Raw genomic sequence first — 16179 nt, forward strand, 5'->3', positions numbered from 1 at the left:
AGCCCGACCGCATGACCGCCTTCCGCACCCTCGACGATGCCGGCCCGCTCGCCGGCAAGCGCGTCCTGCTCCGCGTCGACCTCAACGTCCCGATGGAGGCCGGCCGCGTCACCGACGCGACCCGGATCGAGCGCGTGGTGCCGACGATCCGCGAGATCGCGGGCCAGGGCGGCAAGGTCGTGCTGTTCGCCCATTTCGGCCGGCCGAAGGGCAAGCGCGAGGCCAAGGACTCGCTCCGGCCCGTCGTCGCCACCCTGTCGGACAAGCTCGGAAGCCCGGTGGCCTTCGCCGAGGATTGCGTCGGCGAGGCCGCCGCGACCGCCGTCGCCGCGATGCGGGACGGCGACGTGCTGCTGCTGGAGAACACCCGCTACCACGCCGGCGAGGAGAAGAACGACGCGGCCTTCGCCGACGCGCTCGCGGCGAACGGCGACGTCTACGTCAACGAGGCGTTCTCGGCCGCCCACCGGGCGCACGCCTCGACGGAAGGCCTCGCCCACCGCCTGCCGGCCTATGCCGGACGCCTGATGCAGGCCGAGCTCGATGCCCTGACCAAGGGGCTCGAGGCGCCCAAGCGCCCGGTGATCGCGCTCGTCGGGGGCGCCAAGGTCTCGTCGAAGATCGACCTGCTGGAGAACCTCGTCACCAAGGTCGACATGCTGGTGATCGGCGGCGGCATGGCCAACACCTTCCTGCACGCGCAGGGCAAGGCGGTCGGCAAGTCGCTGTGCGAGAAGGACCTCGCCGAGACCGCCCTGCGCATCCTGGCCGCGGCCGAGTCCGCGAAATGCCGGATCATCCTGCCGGTCGACGCGGTCGTCGCCTCCGAGTTCAAGGCGAATGCCGCCAACGAGACGGTGCCCGTCGACGCGGTGCCCGAGGGCGGCATGATCCTCGACGCCGGCCCGAGATCGGTCGCCGAGATCGACGCGGCGATCGACGAAGCCGCGACCCTGGTCTGGAACGGCCCTCTCGGTGCCTTCGAGATGACGCCGTTCGATGCCGCCACGGTCGCCGCGGCGCGGCACGCGGCCGAGCGCACCACGGCCGGCAAGCTGGTCTCGGTCGCCGGCGGCGGCGATACCGTGGCCGCCCTGAACCATGCCGGCGTGTCGGAGCGGTTCTCCTACATCTCGACCGCCGGCGGCGCCTTCCTCGAATGGCTGGAGGGCAAGACCCTGCCCGGCGTCGAGGCGCTGCGCGCCAAGGACTGAGCCGCGAAACGATTTCGCGCCGCCCCACGCGATCCAGGCGTGCCGTGGCGGCGTTCTTCCCCCACAGACCCGAACAGAGCTTAGACGGAGCACGGACGATGGCGCGGATCACGTTGAGGCAGCTTCTCGATCACGCCGCCGAGTACGGCTACGGCGTGCCGGCCTTCAACATGAACAATATGGAGCAGGGGCTCGCCATCATGGCGGCCGCCGACGCCACCGATTCCCCGGTGATCCTGCAGGCGAGCAAGGGCGCCCGCGCCTACGCCAACGACATCGTCCTGGCCAAGCTCATCGACGGGCTCGTCGAGATCTACCCGCACATCCCCGTCTGCATGCATCTCGACCACGGCAGCGACGAGGCCACCTGCGCCACCGCGATCCAGTACGGCTTCACCTCGGTGATGATGGACGGGTCGCTCAAGGCCGACGGCAAGACCCCGGCCGACTACGCCTACAACGTCGGCATCACCCACAAGGTGTCGGAGATGGCGCACTGGGCCGGCGTCTCGGTGGAGGGCGAGCTCGGCGTGCTCGGCTCCCTCGAGAGTGGCGAGGGCGAGGCCGAGGACGGCCACGGCGCGGAAGGGGTGCTCAGCCACGACCAGCTCCTCACCGACCCGGACGAGGCGGTGAAGTTCGTCGCCGCCACGAAGGTCGACGCGCTCGCGGTCGCGATGGGCACCAGCCACGGCGCCTACAAGTTCACCCGCCAGCCCGACGGCGACGTGCTCGCGATGAACGTCATCGAGGAGATCCATCGGCGCCTGCCGACGACCCACCTCGTGATGCACGGCTCGTCCTCGGTGCCGCAGGAGCTGCAGGACATCATCAACCGATACGGCGGCCAGATGAAGCCGACCTGGGGCGTGCCGGTCGCCGAGATCCAGCGCGGGATCAAGCACGGCGTGCGCAAGATCAACATCGACACCGACAACCGCATGGCGCTGACCGGCCAGATCCGGAAGGTGCTGGCCGAGAATCCGTCCGAGTTCGATCCGCGCAAGTACCTCAAGCCCGCCATGGAGGCGATGACCAAGCTGTGCAAGCAGCGCTTCGAGGAGTTCGGCACCGCCGGCCAGGGCTCGAAGATCCGCCCGATCTCGGTCTCGGCCATGGCCAAGCGCTACGCCAACGGCTCGCTCGACCCGAAGATCACCGCGAACTGAGGCGACCCGTCTTCGTTCCAGGCGATCGGAGGGTTCACCTCCACCCGATTGCCCCATACCCGTCATTCCGGGGCGCCGAAGGGCGAACCCGGAATCCGGATCCGCCGACGGAGCCGAACCGATCGCGCCCTGTGGTTCCGGATTCCAAGCTCTTTCGCGCAGCCCCGGAATGACGAGCGGGCCTGCCAAGGTCTGCGCAGGACGTCGGGATCGATCGCCTTCGCAGCCCCTGAAACGTCCCTCTCCGCTTCCCCGACGCGCTGCGCGGCGGTATCAGGGCGCATGACCGACGCACCCCGCCTCACCCTGCTGACGCCGCATCGCGTCGGGCCCGAGCATGTCGACGCGCTGCTGCCCGCGCTCGAGCGCGCCTGCGGCGCCGGCGACGTGGCCGCGGTGATCCTGCGGCTGGCGCCGTCCGACGAGCGCAGCCTGATCGCCCTGGTCAAGCGCGTCGCCCCCGCCGTGCAGGCGGCTGGGGCGGCCCTGGTCGTCGCCGCGGCGGGCTTCCCGGGCGACCTCGTCAGCGTCTCGGCCCGCGGCGGCGCCGACGGCATCCACGTCGACAAGCCCGAGGACGGCACGCTGCAGGAGCTGCGCGGGCGCCTGCGCGACGGCCGGATCCTCGGCGTCGGCGGGATCGAGACCCGGCACGCGGCGATGGATGCGGGCGAGGCGGGCATCGACTACTTGATGTTCGGCGGCCTCTACCCGGACGGCGTCGCCGCCGAACCCGAGGCGGTGCGTGAGCGCACCGCGTGGTGGGCCGAGATCTTCGAGACCCCCTGCATCGGCGTCGCCTGCGCCGAGACCGAGATCGCCGGGCTCGCGGCCACCGGCGCCGAGTTCGTCGGGCTGGAGAGCGGCCTGTGGATGGACGATCCCGCACGCATCGCGACGCTGCAGACGTCGCTGTCGGAGGTCGCGTCGTGAGGCGATTCCGCGCCCTCGGATTCGCACTGCTCATGGCCGGGGGGGCCGTCTCCGCCGGCGGCCCCGCCGTCGCGTCCCCCGGCACGGTCGAGCCGGCCAAGACGCCGGGCACCGATCCGGTGAAGCCGCCGATGCGCGAGCTGCCGACCCCCTACACCATCGGCTATTCCGGCGGCGCCCGCCCGCCGCCGACCGACCGCACGCCGGACTTCGCCTACGGCGCCTATCAGCGCGGGCAGTACGTGACCGCGTTCCGGGAGGCGACGAAGCGGATCGAGGCCGACCGCAAGGACGCGGCGGCGATGACGCTGCTCGGCGAGTTGTACAACCAGGGCCTCGGCATCAAGCCGGATCCGGTGAAGGCCGCCGACTGGTACCGCCTCGCCGCGGCGCAGGGCGAGCCCGGGGCGATGTCCTCGCTCGGGCTGATGTCCCTCGACGGGCGCGGCGTGCCCAAGGACCCGAAGGCCGGCCGGCGCTGGCTGGAGCAGGCGGCCGAGCACGGCTCGCCGACCGCGGCCTACAACTTCGCGCTGCTGCTGCTCGGCAGCGGCAGCGAGGCCGACCTGGCGCGGGCGGCGACGATGTTCCGCAAGGCCGCCGACGGCGAGATCGGCCCGGCCCAGCACGATCTCGGGGTGCTCTACCTGCAGGGCCGCGGCGTGCCGCAGGACGCGACCAAGGCGGCCGAGCTGTTCCGGCGGGCGGCCGACAACGGCGACCTCGCCGGGGAGGTCGAGTTCGCGATCCTGCTGTTCAACGGCAAGGGCCTTCCAAAGGACGAGGGACGCGCCGCCCGCTACTTCCTGCACGCGGCCGCCCGCGGCAACGCCATCGCCCAGAACCGCGTCGCACGGCTTTACGCCACCGGGCGCGGCGTGCCGAAGAACCCGGTCGAGGCCGCGGCCTGGAACCTCACGGCGGCCGGCCAGGGGCTGTCGGATGTCTGGCTCGACCAGGCGCTCGCCGGGCTCACCGCCGACGAGCGCACCCGCGCCGAAAGGCTGGCCGGCGACCGGTCCGAGGCGCGCTGAGCCCGCGCGGACCGGCGGCGGCGCTCAGAGCTTGCAGGCGCCGTCGAGGGCCGCGTTCTCGGCTGCGGTGAACAGGCGCGAGCGGATGTGGAAGCGCTTCTCGCGGCCGTTCTCGAGGGAGAACATGCCGCCGCGCCCGGGCACCACGTCGAGCATGATGTGGGTGTGCTTCCAGACCGCGAATTGCGGGCGGCTGATGTAGAAGTCCGCGCCGCCGACCTGGCCGAGATGGACGTCGCCGTCGCCGGTGATGAAGTCGCCGACGCCGTAGCACATCGGCGAGGAGCCGTCGCAGCATCCGCCCGACTGGTGGAACATCACTGGGCCGTGCTCGGCCCGCAGCTCCGCGATCAGCTCGAGGGCGGCGGGCGTCGCGGTGACCCGCAACGGGGTGCCGTCGACGCCGGCCTGCTCGGCGGTGGTCTCGGTCGTCGCGGTCTCCGTCATGCGTCGCTCCCGTTCGCCGTGATCGCCCGGCTCGATCCTATGTGGATCGCGCCGCGCCGAAATGCAGGGGGCCCGCGCCGGGCGGCGATCGGCACCGGCAAAAAGCCCCGGCCGTTGCGGGCCGGGGCAAGGTCGTCTCGGGCGACGTCGTCTTGCGGTCGAGACCGAAGCCCCGGCCTTGGCGGCCGGGGCGGTTTCTCGCAGGCCTAGAAGAAGCCGAGCTTCTTGGCCGAGTAGCTCACCAGCATGTTCTTGGTCTGCTGGTAGTGATCGAGCATCATGCGATGGTTCTCGCGGCCGATGCCGGACTGCTTGTAGCCGCCGAAGGCCGCGTGGGCCGGGTAGGCGTGGTAGCAGTTGGTCCAGACGCGGCCGGCCTGGATCGAGCGGCCGAAGCGGTAGGCGCGGGTGCCGTCGCGGGTCCACACGCCGGCGCCGAGGCCGTAGAGCGTGTCGTTGGCGATGGCGAGCGCGTCGGCGTCGTCCTTGAAGGTCGTCACCGAGAGCACCGGCCCGAAGATCTCCTCCTGGAAGATCCGCATCTTGTTGTGGCCCTGGAGCACCGTCGGCTGCACGTAGAAGCCGTCGGCCAGGTCGCCGTCCTTCACGTTGCGCGCGCCGCCGGTGAGCACCTGCGCGCCCTCCTGCCGGCCGATGTCGATGTAGGAGAGGATCTTCTCCATCTGCTCGGACGAGGCCTGCGCGCCGATCATCGTCGTGGGATCGAGGGGCGAGCCCTGGGTGATCGCCTCGACGCGCTTGACCGCGCGCTCCATGAACCGGTCGTAGATCGACTCGTGCACGAGCGCGCGGCTCGGGCAGGTGCAGACCTCGCCCTGGTTGAGGGCGAACATGGTGAAGCCTTCGAGCGCCTTGTCGAAGAAATCGTCGTCCTCGTTGGCCACGTCCGCGAAGAAGATGTTCGGCGACTTGCCGCCGAGCTCCAGCGTCACCGGGATCAGGTTCTGCGAGGCGTACTGCATGATCAGCCGGCCCGTCGTCGTCTCGCCGGTGAAGGCGATCTTGGCGATGCGGGGCGAGGAGGCGAGCGGCTTGCCGCATTCCAGGCCGAAGCCGTTGATGACGTTGAGCGTGCCCGGCGGCAGCAGGTCGGCGATCAGCTCCAGCACCACGAGGATCGAGGCCGGGGTCTGCTCGGCCGGCTTCAGCACGATGCAGTTGCCGGCGGCGAGCGCCGGGGCGACCTTCCACACCGCCATCAGGATCGGGAAGTTCCACGGGATGATCTGGCCGACGACGCCCAGCGGCTCGTGGAAGTGGTAGGCGACCGTGTCGTGGTCGATCTCGGAGATGCCGCCTTCCTGGGCGCGGATGCAGCCGGCGAAGTAGCGGAAGTGGTCGATGGCGAGCGGGATGTCGGCGTTCACCGTCTCGCGGATCGGCTTGCCGTTGTCCCAGGTCTCGGCCAGCGCGATCAGGTCGAGGTTCTCCTCCATCCGGTCGGCGATCTTGTTGAGGATGCGGGCGCGCTCGCCGGCCGAGGTGCGGCCCCAGGCCTCCTTGGCGGCGTGGGCGGCGTCGAGCGCCTTCTCCACGTCCTGCGCGTCCGAGCGGGCGACCTCGCAGATGACCCGGCCGGTGATCGGCGAGGTGTTCTCGAAGTAGCGGCCGTTCGCCGGCGCGACCCACTGCCCGCCGATGAAGTTGTCGTAGCGGGCCGAGAACGGCGACTTGGTCTTGGCGTCGGCCAAGAATTCCGGCTTGTTCATGGTGCTGTTCCTCCGTGCGGTTCCGGCATGGCGTGCCGGCCTTTTTCGGCTTCTCGCTGGCCGATCGCAGCCAAAGCCAGATGGGAGGCCTTGGCAAGTTGGACTTTTGGCCAACCAGGTCCGCGAGCGCTCGGCGGAGGGTAGCCGGATCGCCGCCGTTTGGCGACCGCCGCCGGCAGCAGGGGTCAGCCGCCGCGATTCGCCTTGCGGGTGGCGGCCGCCTTCCTGGCGGAGGCGGAGCGCTCTTCCGGCGTGCGCGCGGCCGAGGCCTTGCCGCCCGCCTTGCCGCCCTTCTCCCCGCCCGCATGCGCCGCCGGGTGGCCGGTGGCCTTGCCCCGGCCGGAGCCGCCGGGCTTCTTGCCGCCGCCGTCGTCCTTGTTGACCGTCGCCCAGGCGCGGGCCTCGGCCTCCTCCTCGGGCACGCCGCGCTTCTCGTACGAGTCGGCGATGTGCTCGGCCTTCCGCACCTGCTTGTCGGTGTACTTGCCCTTGTCGCCCTGCGGCATGATCGACCTCGCGTCTCCGCCCGATTCACCCGTCCGCCGGCGCAGCGTCCTCAGCCGGTCCCGGTCGGCCCGTCTAGGACGGCGCGCACGCGACGGATCAGGTCCGTGCGGCGGTAGGGCTTGTTCAACACGTCGAACTCGGATCCCCCCGCGTCGGTTCGCTCCAGGCTCGCCTCGGCGTAGCCGGTGGTGAGCAGCACCTTGAGCCGCGGCTGCCGGCGCCGCGCCTCGCGGGCGAGCATCACCCCGTTCATGCCGCCGGGCATGATCAGGTCGGTGAAGATCATGTCGATGCGGTCGTTGCCGTCGAGGATCTCCAGGGCTTCGCGCCCGTTCCCGGCCATCAGCGTGACGTAGCCGAAGTCGCGCAGGATCGTCCGGGCGAGCTCGGCCACGTCCTCGCGGTCGTCGACGATCAGGATGGTCTCGGTGCCCTGGCGCTCGATGGCGCGGGCCGCCGGCTTCGGCGCCTCCTTCACCCCGGTCTCGGTCACCGGGAACGACAGGCGCACGGTGGTGCCCTCCCCCTGGACCGATTCGATCTGGGCCGCGCCGCCCGACTGCTTGGCGAAGCCGTAGACCATCGAGAGGCCGAGCCCGGTACCCTTGCCCTCCTCCTTGGTGGTGAAGAACGGGTCCATCACCCGCGCCAGCACCGAGGGCGGCATGCCGGTGCCGGTGTCGGTGATCGAGACCCGGACGTAGCGGCCGGCGCGCAAGGGGCCGGTCCCGGTGATGTCGCGCTCGGACACGTCGAGGTTCTCGGTGACGATGCGGATGCGGCCGCCCTCCGGCATCGCGTCGCGGGCGTTGATCATCACGTTGAGCAGCGCGACCTCGGCCTGGGTCGGGTCGACCCGGCAGTTCCACAGGTCCGGCGCCGGGTCGTAGTCGACGGTGATCGCTTCGCCGACGGAGCGGGCGACCATGTCGCGCATGCCCTCGATCAGGGCGTTGAGGTTGACCGCGCGGCCTTCCAGCCGCTGCTTGCGCGAGAAGGCGAGGAGCTGCTGCGTCAGCGTCGTGGCGCGCTGCGCGGCCTGGCGGATGTTGTCGGCGGCACGCCCGAGGCGACCCTTGTCGGCATCCGGCTTCTCGAGCCCGGCGCTGAGGATGTCGACGTAGCCGACGATGACCTGGAGCAAGTTGTTGAAATCGTGCGCGATGCCGCCGGTGAGCTGGCCGAGCGCCTCCATCTTCTGGGCCTGGCCCAGGGCCTCCTCGGCGTCGCGGCGGCGCGACACGTCGAGCTGCGAGGCGAAGAAGTACAGCAGCTCCCCCGCGGTGTCGTAGAGCGGCGAGACGAACAGCGCGTTCCAGAAAGTCGAGCCGTCCTTGCGGTAGTTCAGGATCTCGGTGCTGTATTCGCGCCGCTCGTCGATCGCCGCGCGCACCTGCGCGACCGCCTCGCGGTCGGTCTCCGGTCCCTGCAGGAAGCGGCAGTTGCGGCCGACGATCTCCTCGCGGCTGTAGCCGGACATCGCGATGAAGGCGTTGTTGGCGAAGATGATCGGGTTGTCAGACTGGCGCGGGTCCGTCACCGTCATCGGCATGCGGGTCGTCTCGACGGCCGCGAAGAAGATCTCGTTGCGCGGGTCCGACATGGCGGAGACGGACCCGGTGCCGACACGGGTGGTGCGGCCGGTCGGCGGTGTCTCGGGCGTCTGGGTCATGTCGACGGGGTCTCATCCTTCGGCATCGGTCGGCCGCTCCATCGCTTCGTTCGACGCCGGCGAGCCGCTGCCCCTGCGCAAACGCGTTCTGGCGCACGATCCGGATCGACGCCACCGCGATAACGCCAGGGGGCACCCGGGCGATCCCGGCATTCTGGCGAAGGTCAGGCCCGCGCCGAAGCCGAAAGCGCGGATGCCGCCCGTCGAGCCGGTCTCGCGCATCGGCGAAGGCGTGATCCGCGGTCCTCGCGGGCGAGCCGTCGCGCCGGCCGGTGCACGACGTCGCCCACATCGTCGACCGCCGCCGCTACTCGGCGGCCTGCGGCAAGCGGGGCTCGGATCGCGCGGCCGGATGCGCCGGCGCCGCCGCCGGCATGCGCGAGACCGCGATGGCGTTCTCGATCGCGTCGTTGAGCGTCGTGACCAGGAAGTCGGCCGAGGTCGCCCGGCGCAGGCGATCGAGGGTGGCGGGATCGCGCTCGCCCCAGAACCCGACGAGGACGCTGACGCCCGGCACCGCGGCGCGCGCCTGCCGCACGGTGAAGCGGATCTGCGACAGGCTCACCGGCTCGAGATAGGAGAAGCAGATCATCGCCAGACTGCCGACATCCTTCGGCCGCGCGCCGGCGCGGATCGCGGACATCGCGATCACCTCGGAGCGCAGGCCGTGGCGGTCGAGGGTCTGGCTCAGCATCAGCGTCGCCGCCTCGTCGAACGGGCCGCGGCTCGAGACGCAGAGCACCGGCACCGCGCCGCGCCAGGCCGGCGCAAGGTCCGACGGCTTGAGCACGACGGCGGCGACCTTGCGGTCCGGCCCTGCCGCGGCGACGGCGGCGGCGGCCTCGGAGCTCCCGGTGCGGGCCTTGACCCTGCCGGGGCGCCGGGCCACCGGCGTGGTGCCGAGCCGCGCGACCACGGTGCGGATCGCGGCGCCGACCTCGCCCTGGCGCTCCCGGTCGAGCGTCCCGCGCGACAGGTCCTCCTGCGCCAGCCTGAGGCCGGCGAGCACGACCTCGTCATAGTAGGTGACGAGCGCCCGCTCCTTGAGGAACTGCCGGCCCTGGTCGATCGCCTCGGCCGGATCGTTGGCGAGCATGCGCTGGTAGAAGATCTCCGGCGGATCGAGCGCCGGCTGGTCGCCGAGCAGCACGTCCAGATACCAGAGCCGGTCGACGTGGCGGCCGAGCACGACGAGGCAGACGGTGAGCGGGGTGGCGAGCACGAGGCCGATCGGCCCCCACAGGAAGGTCCAGATGGTCGCCGAGAGGATGACCGCGATCGGCGAGAGCCCGGTGGAGTGCCCGTAGAGCAGCGGCTCGATCACGTGGCCGGCGATCGGCTCAACCACCAGGAACAGGGCCGCGGTGGCGATCACCATGGTCCAGCCCGGATCGACCGAGGCCGCCAGCACCAGCGGCAGCAGGGCGCTGATCGCGGCGCCGATATAGGGCACGAAGCGCAGGATCGCCGCGAGCACCCCGAACAAGGTCGGGCTCGGCACGCCGATCAGCCACAGCCCGACGCCGATCACCACGCCGAAGGCGACGTTGAGGGCGAGCTGCGCCAGGAAGAACCGGCTGAGGCGGCGCGCCGCGTCGTCGATCGCCGCGGTGGTGCGGCGCAGGTCGCCCGAGCCGCCGGCCAGCCGGATCATCCGGTTCCGCAGATCCTCGCGCTGGAGCAGGATGAAGATCGTGAAGATCAGGATCAGGCCGGTGGTGGCCAGCGGGTGCAGGATCGGCCCGGCGAAGGTCTGGAGGTTCTCGACGAAGCCGGCCCGCGCCGCGCGGATCTCGACGGTGAGCGGATGCCCGGCGGTGCCCGGATCGCCCTTCAGCTCGGGCGGCGGCGGCGGCGACAGGGTCGCGCTCAGGTCTTGGAACACGTCGACGATTCGCGACAGCGTGCCGGTGTCGGCGGTCGCCCCGCGCAGAGACTTGATCTTGTCCTGCATCACCAGGGAATAGCGCGGCAGGTCGGACACGAGCTGGCCGCCCTCGCGCGCGATCAGGGTTCCGATCCCGAACAGCGCGCCGAACACCACCACGACGACGAGCAGCACCGCCGGCACCCGCGGCACGCGGATATGCCCGAGCAGGCGCACCGCCGGCACCAGGACGAAGCTCAGCAGGATCGCGAGCGTCACCGGCACGAGGATGTCGCGCCCGAAATACAGCGCCGCCATCACCGCGACGACGAGGAGGAACGAGGCCAGCGCGACGAAGACCGGCAGGCCGTTCTTGAGGCGCTGCGCGGTGACGGGATCGTCGCTCATGGGATTACGCTCCGGTTACGCTGAAGTCCGCCGCCGCCTCTTCCCTCCCCCCTGCGGGAGAGGGTGGCCCGCGAAGCGGGTCGGGAGAAGGGAGCGCGTTGTCCGGAGAGGTCGCTCCCCTCTCCCGACCCTCGCCGACGCGAGGCCCACCCTCCCCCGCTCCAGGGGGAGGGAAGAATGGCCCGCCTCAGGCCGACGCCGTCTCGCCCAAAGCCGCGCTGATCTGGCTGAGCAGCTTCGAGAAATCGACGGGCTTCGGGTGGTAGTCGTCGCAGCCGGCCTGGATCGCCTTGTCGCGGTCGCCCGACATGGCGTGGGCGGTGAGCGCGATGATCGGGATGCCGCGGGTGTCGCTGCCGGACTTCAGCGCGCGCGCCGCCGACCAGCCGTCGAGGATCGGCAGGTTCATGTCGAGCAGGATCACGTCGGGGCGCCCCGAGCGCGCCTGCTGCACCCCGGCCTCGCCGTCATGGGCCAGGATCACCTCGTACCCGCGACGCTTGAGCCGGCGGGACAGGAAATCCCAGATCTCCTCGTGATCTTCGACCAGCAGTATCTTGGGCATGGATGATGGATCCCTCGACGCATGACCGTCAGACGCGTCACCGCCGCGCGTCGATACCCAACGCACGGCGGCCCGCGATCGTCCGATTTTTGTATTCAGCCCCTCGTGGCAGATCGTCAGCCCGAGGGGAAGACGCCGAAATCAGCGATCGGATTCGTCGAGGTGAAAGTGGACCTCGTGGATGTTGGCCCGCTCGAAGGCCTGCATCACGTGCTGGTAGGACCGCTCCATCTCCGTCACCGCGTCGCCGGGCGTGTCGTCCGGCTTCAGCACGAACATCAGCATCGAGCGGCCGGTGACGTCGTAGCGCTCGCCCGAGGCGAAGCTCGCGATCTCCTGGCTGTCGGGCAGGTTGGTGTCGAGCAGGCGCGTCCAGGCCGATCCGCCAACCGACTCCGGCAGGGTGAACTGCACGAGGTCGTGGTAGGCGTTGTACATGATGAGCAGGGTGGCATCGCCGCCGCGGCGGTGAACGCCGGTCGCCTGGGCCCGCCCGTCGAGCAGCACCGCGAGCGAACGCGCGCCACCGTCGGTCCAGTTCTCGGACCCCATCTCGGCCCCGTCCGGGCGCAGCCAGGTCACGTCCTTGACGCCGAACTCCTCGTCGTACCGGCCCGTGAGGAAGCGGCCGCGGCTCAGGATCGGCAGCGCGTTGCGGAGCAGGATCAGGCGTTGGGTGAACTCGGCGAGATCGCGCTCCTCGGCGCCGATCGCCCCCCAGTCGATCCACGACACCTCGTTGTCCTGGCAGTAGGCGTTGTTGTTGCCCTTCTGCGTTCGCGCGAACTCGTCGCCGGCCAGCAGCATCGGCGTGCCGTGCGACAGGAACAGGGTCGCCAGCATGTTGCGCATCTGGCGCAGGCGCACGGCGCGGATCGCTGGGTCGTCGGTCGGTCCCTCGACGCCGTAATTGTACGAGAGGTTGTGAGAATGGCCGTCGCGGTTGTTCTCGCCGTTGGCCTCGTTGTGCTTGTCGTTGTAGGCGACCGTGTCGTGCAGGGTGAAGCCGTCATGCGCGGTGAGGAAGTTCACCGAGGCCCAGGGCTTGCGCCCGCGCTTGTTGAACTTGTCGGCCGAGCCGGTGATGCGGTTGGCGAGATCGGGCAGCAGACCCTCGTCGCCCTTCCAGTAGCCGCGGACGTCGTCGCGGAAGCGGTCGTTCCACTCGGCCCAGCCCGGCGGGAAGCCGCCGACCTGGTAGCCGCCCGGGCCGCAATCCCACGGCTCGGCGATGAGCTTCACGTCGTTCAGCACCGGGTCCTGGCGGCAGGCGTCGAGGAAGCCGCCGCCCTCGTCGAAGCCGTGCGGCTCGCGGCCCAGGATGGTGGCGAGGTCGAAGCGGAAGCCGTCGACGCGCATCTCGGTCGCCCAGTAGCGCAGGCTGTCCATGACGAGCTGCAGCACGCGCGGATGCGAGAGGTTGAAGGTGTTCCCGGTGCCGGTGTCGTTGATGTAGTAGCGCTCCTGCCCCGGCAGCAGCCGGTAGTAGGAGGCGTTGTCGATCCCCTTGAACGACAGGGTCGGGCCCTTCTCGTTGCCCTCAGCGGTGTGGTTGTAGACTACGTCGAGGATCACCTCGAGGCCGGCGCCGTGCAGGCGCGCGACCATCTCCTTGAACTCGGAGAAGGCGAAGTCCGGCACCGCCGCGTAGCGCCGCGCGGGGGTGAAGAACGAGATCGTGTTGTAGCCCCAGTAATTGACCAGGTTCTTTTCCTGCAGGTAGTCGTCCTGCACGAAGGCGTGGACCGGCAGCAGCTCCACCGCGGTGACGCCGAGGCTCTTGATGTAGTCGAGCACGTCGGGGTTGCCGAGGCCCGCATAGGTGCCGCGCAGGCGCTCGGACACCCGCGGATGGTTCTTGGTCAGGCCCTTCACGTGGGCCTCGTAGATGATGGTCTTCTCCCAGGGGATGTTCGGCTTGCGGTAGGCGCCCCAGGTGAAGGCCGGGTCGATGACCTGGCTGCGACGGGTGAACGGCGCGCTGTCGCGCTCGTCGAAGGTCAGGTCGTCGCCGGTCTCCATCTGGTAGCCGAACAGGGCCGGGTTCCAGGTGATCGAGCCGACGAGCCCCTTGGCGTAGGGGTCGATCAGCAGCTTGTTGTGGTTGAAGCGGTGCCCGGCTTTGGGCTCGTAGGGGCCGTGGACGCGGTAGCCGTAGATCGTGCCGGGGCGCGCGTCGGGCAGGTACCCGTGCCAGACCTCGTCGGTGTATTCGGGCAGCGCGATCCGCTCGATCTCCTTCTCGCCGGACTCGTCGAACAGGCAGAGCTCGACCTTGGTCGCATGGGCGGAGAAGACGGCGAAGTTCACGCCGAGGCCGTCCCAGGTCGCGCCGCGGGGATAGGGCTTGCCTTCCTGGATGCGCGAACGAACGGGACGGGTCGAGGCTGCGTAGCGGTTATGGTCGGCCATGTTCACTCCGGCGGCCGGGGCCGCATCACGACGACCGCTGCCTGACGCTCGGCAGCGGGGCCCCCGGGCCATTTTGTGAACGTGCGTCCGTGGGCGAAGCTCCGCCGTGCGCGAAATTTTTGCAGCGCAGCGAGGGGTGCCGAAGGTTCGGGCGGAAACCGTTCGCGGGCCTGGCATTTTTGCGCAGCCCGGGTTCTTCCACCGCTCCGCCGACCGCGGCATAGTGCGGGCTCGCCCCGGGCACGAGGCCCGGCACACGCGGCCCCCAGCAGCGCCTCGGCGCATCGCGTCCCCCGGAGCAGCCCGCATGACCCTTGAGGCACACAACGACGAGGGCCCCGACCACGCCTCCGGGCTGCAGATCGTGGCGGATCGCCACGGCGTCAGCCTCGAAGCGGTGCGCCATCTGATGCGGGCGCTGGAGGCCGGCAACGGCACGATGGCGCAGTTCGACCACCCGGAGCTCGGCGGCATGGGCCAGTGGTTCTCCGGCGGCATGGTCATGGTCGGGCGGATGTTCGACGCGGAGCTGAAAGCCCGCGTCGCCGGCCTCTGCGCCGAGCTGGCCGACGCCCTGCCCCCGGGCGGCTGGAGCGGGAGCGGCCGGGCCGCGGGCGGCCGCGGCGGCGGCGAGTGGTGGCCGGCGTGCCTCGGCCGGCCGTCGAGCGCGGGCGCCCAGAACGGCCTGCGCTATGCCTACTTCCCGGAGACGCGGCGCCTGGCGATCGAGTCCGACGCCGGGGTCGCGCTCTACGACACCGGCGAGCACCAGATCTCGGGGGTCTCCCAGTCCGACGGCGCCCTGCGCTTCATCGGGCCGCAGGGCAGCATCGCCCTCGATACGCTGCGCCGCCTCGCGCCGGACGCGCCGACGCCCGCGCGCGACGCTTCTCCCGCTTCGGCCCCCGCCCCCGCTTCCGCTCCTGCTACGGCGCCGGACTCGTCGGGCGACGGGGACGTGTTTACGAAGATTGAGCGGCTCGCCGAGCTTCACGGCCGCGGGGTGCTGACCGAGGCCGAGTTCGCCGAGAAGAAGGCCGACCTGCTCTCGCGGCTCTGAGCCGGCGCCCCATATCGCAGGGGCGGCCGCGTTCCGGGCCGCCGGACCCCGCATGGCCTCGATCGGCGACCTCCTCGACATCTCCACGATCTATCACGAGCCCGCGGTGGAGACGTTTCCGCGCGGGCGCGAGATCCTGGCGCGCTACCCGGACGCGACGCGCATCCCGGTGCCCTCGCACTGGAACATCCCGGCGCTCCACGGTAACGAGGGCTCGGTCGAGGACTGGGTCCGGATCAAGCGCTCGACGCTGGTGCTCGGGGTGAAGAAGGGGCTGACGATGCGGCCCAACGGCCGCAGCGCCCACTTCATCGCGCCCTCGACCTCGAACGGCTGCGCCATGGCCTGCGCCTACTGCTACGTGCCGCGGCGCAAGGGGTTTTCCAACCCGATCTCGCTGTTCGTGAACGTCGAGGCCGCCTGCGCGGCGATCGCGCGGCATGCCCGGAAGCAGGGCGCGCTGCCGGAGCCCGACACCATCGATCCCGCCGCCTGGGTCTACGACATCGGCGAGAACGGCGACCTCTCGGTCGACGCGGCGATCTGCGACAACGTCCGCGACCTCGTCGCGCTGTTCCGCACCCTGCCCAACGCCAAGGGCTCGTTCGCGACCAAGGCGGTGAACCGCGACCTGCTCGCCTACGACCCGCAGGGGCGCACCCGCATCCGATTCTCGCTGATGCCGGCACGGATCGCCAAGGTGGTCGACGTGCGCACGACGCCGATCGCGGAGCGGATCGCGGCGATCGACGACTTCGTGGCCGCGGGCTACGAGGTCCACGTCAACTTCTCGCCGGTCATCCTCTACGAGGGCTGGGAGGCGGATTGGCGGGCCTTGTTCACCGAGATCGACGGCACGCTGTCGGACGCCGCCAAGGCCCAGCTCAAGTGCGAGATCATCCTGCTGACCCACAATGCCGGCCTGCACGCGGTCAATCTCGGCTGGCATCCGCGCGCCGAGGAGCTGCTGTGGCGGCCCGACATCCAGGAGGCCAAGGTCTCCGAAGGCGGCGGCGCCAACGTCCGCTACCGCGCCGGCTGGAAGGGCCGCTGGCTCACGCGCTTCAAGGCGGTGCTCGCGGAGACGATGCCGTACTGCACCGTGCGCTACGCGTTCTGAGCGGCCGGATCGAACCGTTCTCCGCCCCTGGGCGTTCCCGA

Annotated in this window: 13 protein-coding genes; 6 read left to right on the forward strand and 7 right to left on the reverse strand. The window is 70.6% G+C overall.

Going from position 1 to position 16179, the window contains the following annotated elements:
* The first annotated feature begins 11 nt into the window (after window positions 1–11).
* The 4 genes from ACFZ8E_RS21580 (at window position 12) to ACFZ8E_RS21595 (ending at window position 4350) form a co-directional block, all read left to right on the forward strand.
* Window positions 12–1214, forward strand: a complete 1203-nt coding sequence (locus ACFZ8E_RS21580; RefSeq protein ID WP_405043750.1) for a phosphoglycerate kinase — start codon at window positions 12–14, stop codon at window positions 1212–1214.
* A 98-nt stretch (window positions 1215–1312) separates the two neighbouring features.
* The gene (gene fba, locus ACFZ8E_RS21585; protein WP_147860113.1) at window positions 1313–2383 is read left to right on the forward strand and encodes a class II fructose-bisphosphate aldolase; all 1071 of its coding nucleotides are present in this window, start codon (window positions 1313–1315) and stop codon (window positions 2381–2383) included.
* A gap of 282 nt (window positions 2384–2665) precedes the next feature.
* The gene (locus ACFZ8E_RS21590; RefSeq protein ID WP_147728079.1) at window positions 2666–3316 is read left to right on the forward strand and encodes a thiamine phosphate synthase; all 651 of its coding nucleotides are present in this window, start codon (window positions 2666–2668) and stop codon (window positions 3314–3316) included.
* 32 nt (window positions 3317–3348) lie between these two features.
* Entirely contained in the window at window positions 3349–4350 is a 1002-nt protein-coding gene (locus ACFZ8E_RS21595) for an SEL1-like repeat protein (RefSeq protein WP_405043751.1), read from the forward strand.
* Window positions 4351–4374: 24 nt separating this feature from the next.
* Here ACFZ8E_RS21595 and ACFZ8E_RS21600 read toward each other — a convergent pair whose 3' ends face one another.
* The 7 genes from ACFZ8E_RS21600 to glgX all read right to left on the reverse strand — a co-directional run bounded on the left by ACFZ8E_RS21600 (window position 4375) and on the right by glgX (window position 13958).
* A complete protein-coding gene (locus tag ACFZ8E_RS21600) occupies window positions 4375–4797 on the reverse strand; it encodes a DUF779 domain-containing protein (protein WP_243933366.1) in 423 nt (140 codons plus the stop codon).
* A 206-nt stretch (window positions 4798–5003) separates the two neighbouring features.
* Window positions 5004–6527, reverse strand: a complete 1524-nt coding sequence (gene adh / locus ACFZ8E_RS21605) for an aldehyde dehydrogenase (protein ID WP_243951464.1) — start codon at window positions 6525–6527, stop codon at window positions 5004–5006.
* A 185-nt stretch (window positions 6528–6712) separates the two neighbouring features.
* On the reverse strand, window positions 6713–7033 hold the full coding sequence (locus ACFZ8E_RS21610; RefSeq protein WP_243933891.1) for a plasmid stabilization protein: 321 nt from the start codon (window positions 7031–7033) through the stop codon (window positions 6713–6715).
* 50 nt (window positions 7034–7083) lie between these two features.
* Window positions 7084–8706, reverse strand: a complete 1623-nt coding sequence (locus tag ACFZ8E_RS21615; RefSeq protein ID WP_147729412.1) for a hybrid sensor histidine kinase/response regulator — start codon at window positions 8704–8706, stop codon at window positions 7084–7086.
* Between the two features lie 307 nt (window positions 8707–9013).
* Window positions 9014–10981: an AI-2E family transporter gene (locus ACFZ8E_RS21620; RefSeq protein ID WP_405043752.1), complete on the reverse strand. Its 1968-nt coding sequence runs from the start codon at window positions 10979–10981 to the stop codon at window positions 9014–9016.
* A 187-nt stretch (window positions 10982–11168) separates the two neighbouring features.
* Window positions 11169–11546, reverse strand: a complete 378-nt coding sequence (locus tag ACFZ8E_RS21625) for a response regulator (protein WP_147728597.1) — start codon at window positions 11544–11546, stop codon at window positions 11169–11171.
* 141 nt (window positions 11547–11687) lie between these two features.
* Entirely contained in the window at window positions 11688–13958 is a 2271-nt protein-coding gene (gene glgX, locus ACFZ8E_RS21630; protein WP_147844239.1) for a glycogen debranching protein GlgX, read from the reverse strand.
* Window positions 13959–14265: 307 nt separating this feature from the next.
* Between glgX and ACFZ8E_RS21635 the strand changes: the two genes are divergently transcribed.
* Window positions 14266–15018: an SHOCT domain-containing protein gene (locus ACFZ8E_RS21635; protein ID WP_405043753.1), complete on the forward strand. Its 753-nt coding sequence runs from the start codon at window positions 14266–14268 to the stop codon at window positions 15016–15018.
* Between the two features lie 52 nt (window positions 15019–15070).
* Window positions 15071–16138 carry a spore photoproduct lyase family protein gene (locus ACFZ8E_RS21640; RefSeq protein WP_243951460.1) on the forward strand — a complete coding sequence of 356 codons (1068 nt, stop codon included), beginning with the start codon at window positions 15071–15073 and terminating at the stop codon, window positions 16136–16138.
* The last annotated feature ends 41 nt before the right edge of the window (window positions 16139–16179 follow it).

It is taken from the genome of Methylobacterium sp. HMF5984 (genome assembly GCF_045033435.1).
GTDB lineage: Bacteria > Pseudomonadota > Alphaproteobacteria > Rhizobiales > Beijerinckiaceae > Methylobacterium.

Excerpts from the sequence above, each read along its gene's own strand:
- ACFZ8E_RS21625 (WP_147728597.1), bottom strand. The coding sequence starts at position 11,546 with ATGCCCAAGATACTGCTGGTCGAAGATCACGAGGAGATCTGGGATTTC.
- ACFZ8E_RS21640 (WP_243951460.1), top strand. The coding sequence starts at position 15,071 with ATGGCCTCGATCGGCGACCTCCTCGACATCTCCACGATCTATCACGAG.
- ACFZ8E_RS21595 (WP_405043751.1), top strand. The coding sequence starts at position 3,349 with ATGGCCGGGGGGGCCGTCTCCGCCGGCGGCCCCGCCGTCGCGTCCCCC.
- ACFZ8E_RS21580 (WP_405043750.1), top strand. The coding sequence starts at position 12 with ATGACCGCCTTCCGCACCCTCGACGATGCCGGCCCGCTCGCCGGCAAG.
- ACFZ8E_RS21620 (WP_405043752.1), bottom strand. The coding sequence starts at position 10,981 with ATGAGCGACGATCCCGTCACCGCGCAGCGCCTCAAGAACGGCCTGCCG.
- adh (WP_243951464.1), bottom strand. The coding sequence starts at position 6,527 with ATGAACAAGCCGGAATTCTTGGCCGACGCCAAGACCAAGTCGCCGTTC.
- ACFZ8E_RS21610 (WP_243933891.1), bottom strand. The coding sequence starts at position 7,033 with ATGCCGCAGGGCGACAAGGGCAAGTACACCGACAAGCAGGTGCGGAAG.
- glgX (WP_147844239.1), bottom strand. The coding sequence starts at position 13,958 with ATGGCCGACCATAACCGCTACGCAGCCTCGACCCGTCCCGTTCGTTCG.
- fba (WP_147860113.1), top strand. The coding sequence starts at position 1,313 with ATGGCGCGGATCACGTTGAGGCAGCTTCTCGATCACGCCGCCGAGTAC.
- ACFZ8E_RS21590 (WP_147728079.1), top strand. The coding sequence starts at position 2,666 with ATGACCGACGCACCCCGCCTCACCCTGCTGACGCCGCATCGCGTCGGG.
- ACFZ8E_RS21600 (WP_243933366.1), bottom strand. The coding sequence starts at position 4,797 with ATGACGGAGACCGCGACGACCGAGACCACCGCCGAGCAGGCCGGCGTC.
- ACFZ8E_RS21615 (WP_147729412.1), bottom strand. The coding sequence starts at position 8,706 with ATGACCCAGACGCCCGAGACACCGCCGACCGGCCGCACCACCCGTGTC.
- ACFZ8E_RS21635 (WP_405043753.1), top strand. The coding sequence starts at position 14,266 with ATGACCCTTGAGGCACACAACGACGAGGGCCCCGACCACGCCTCCGGG.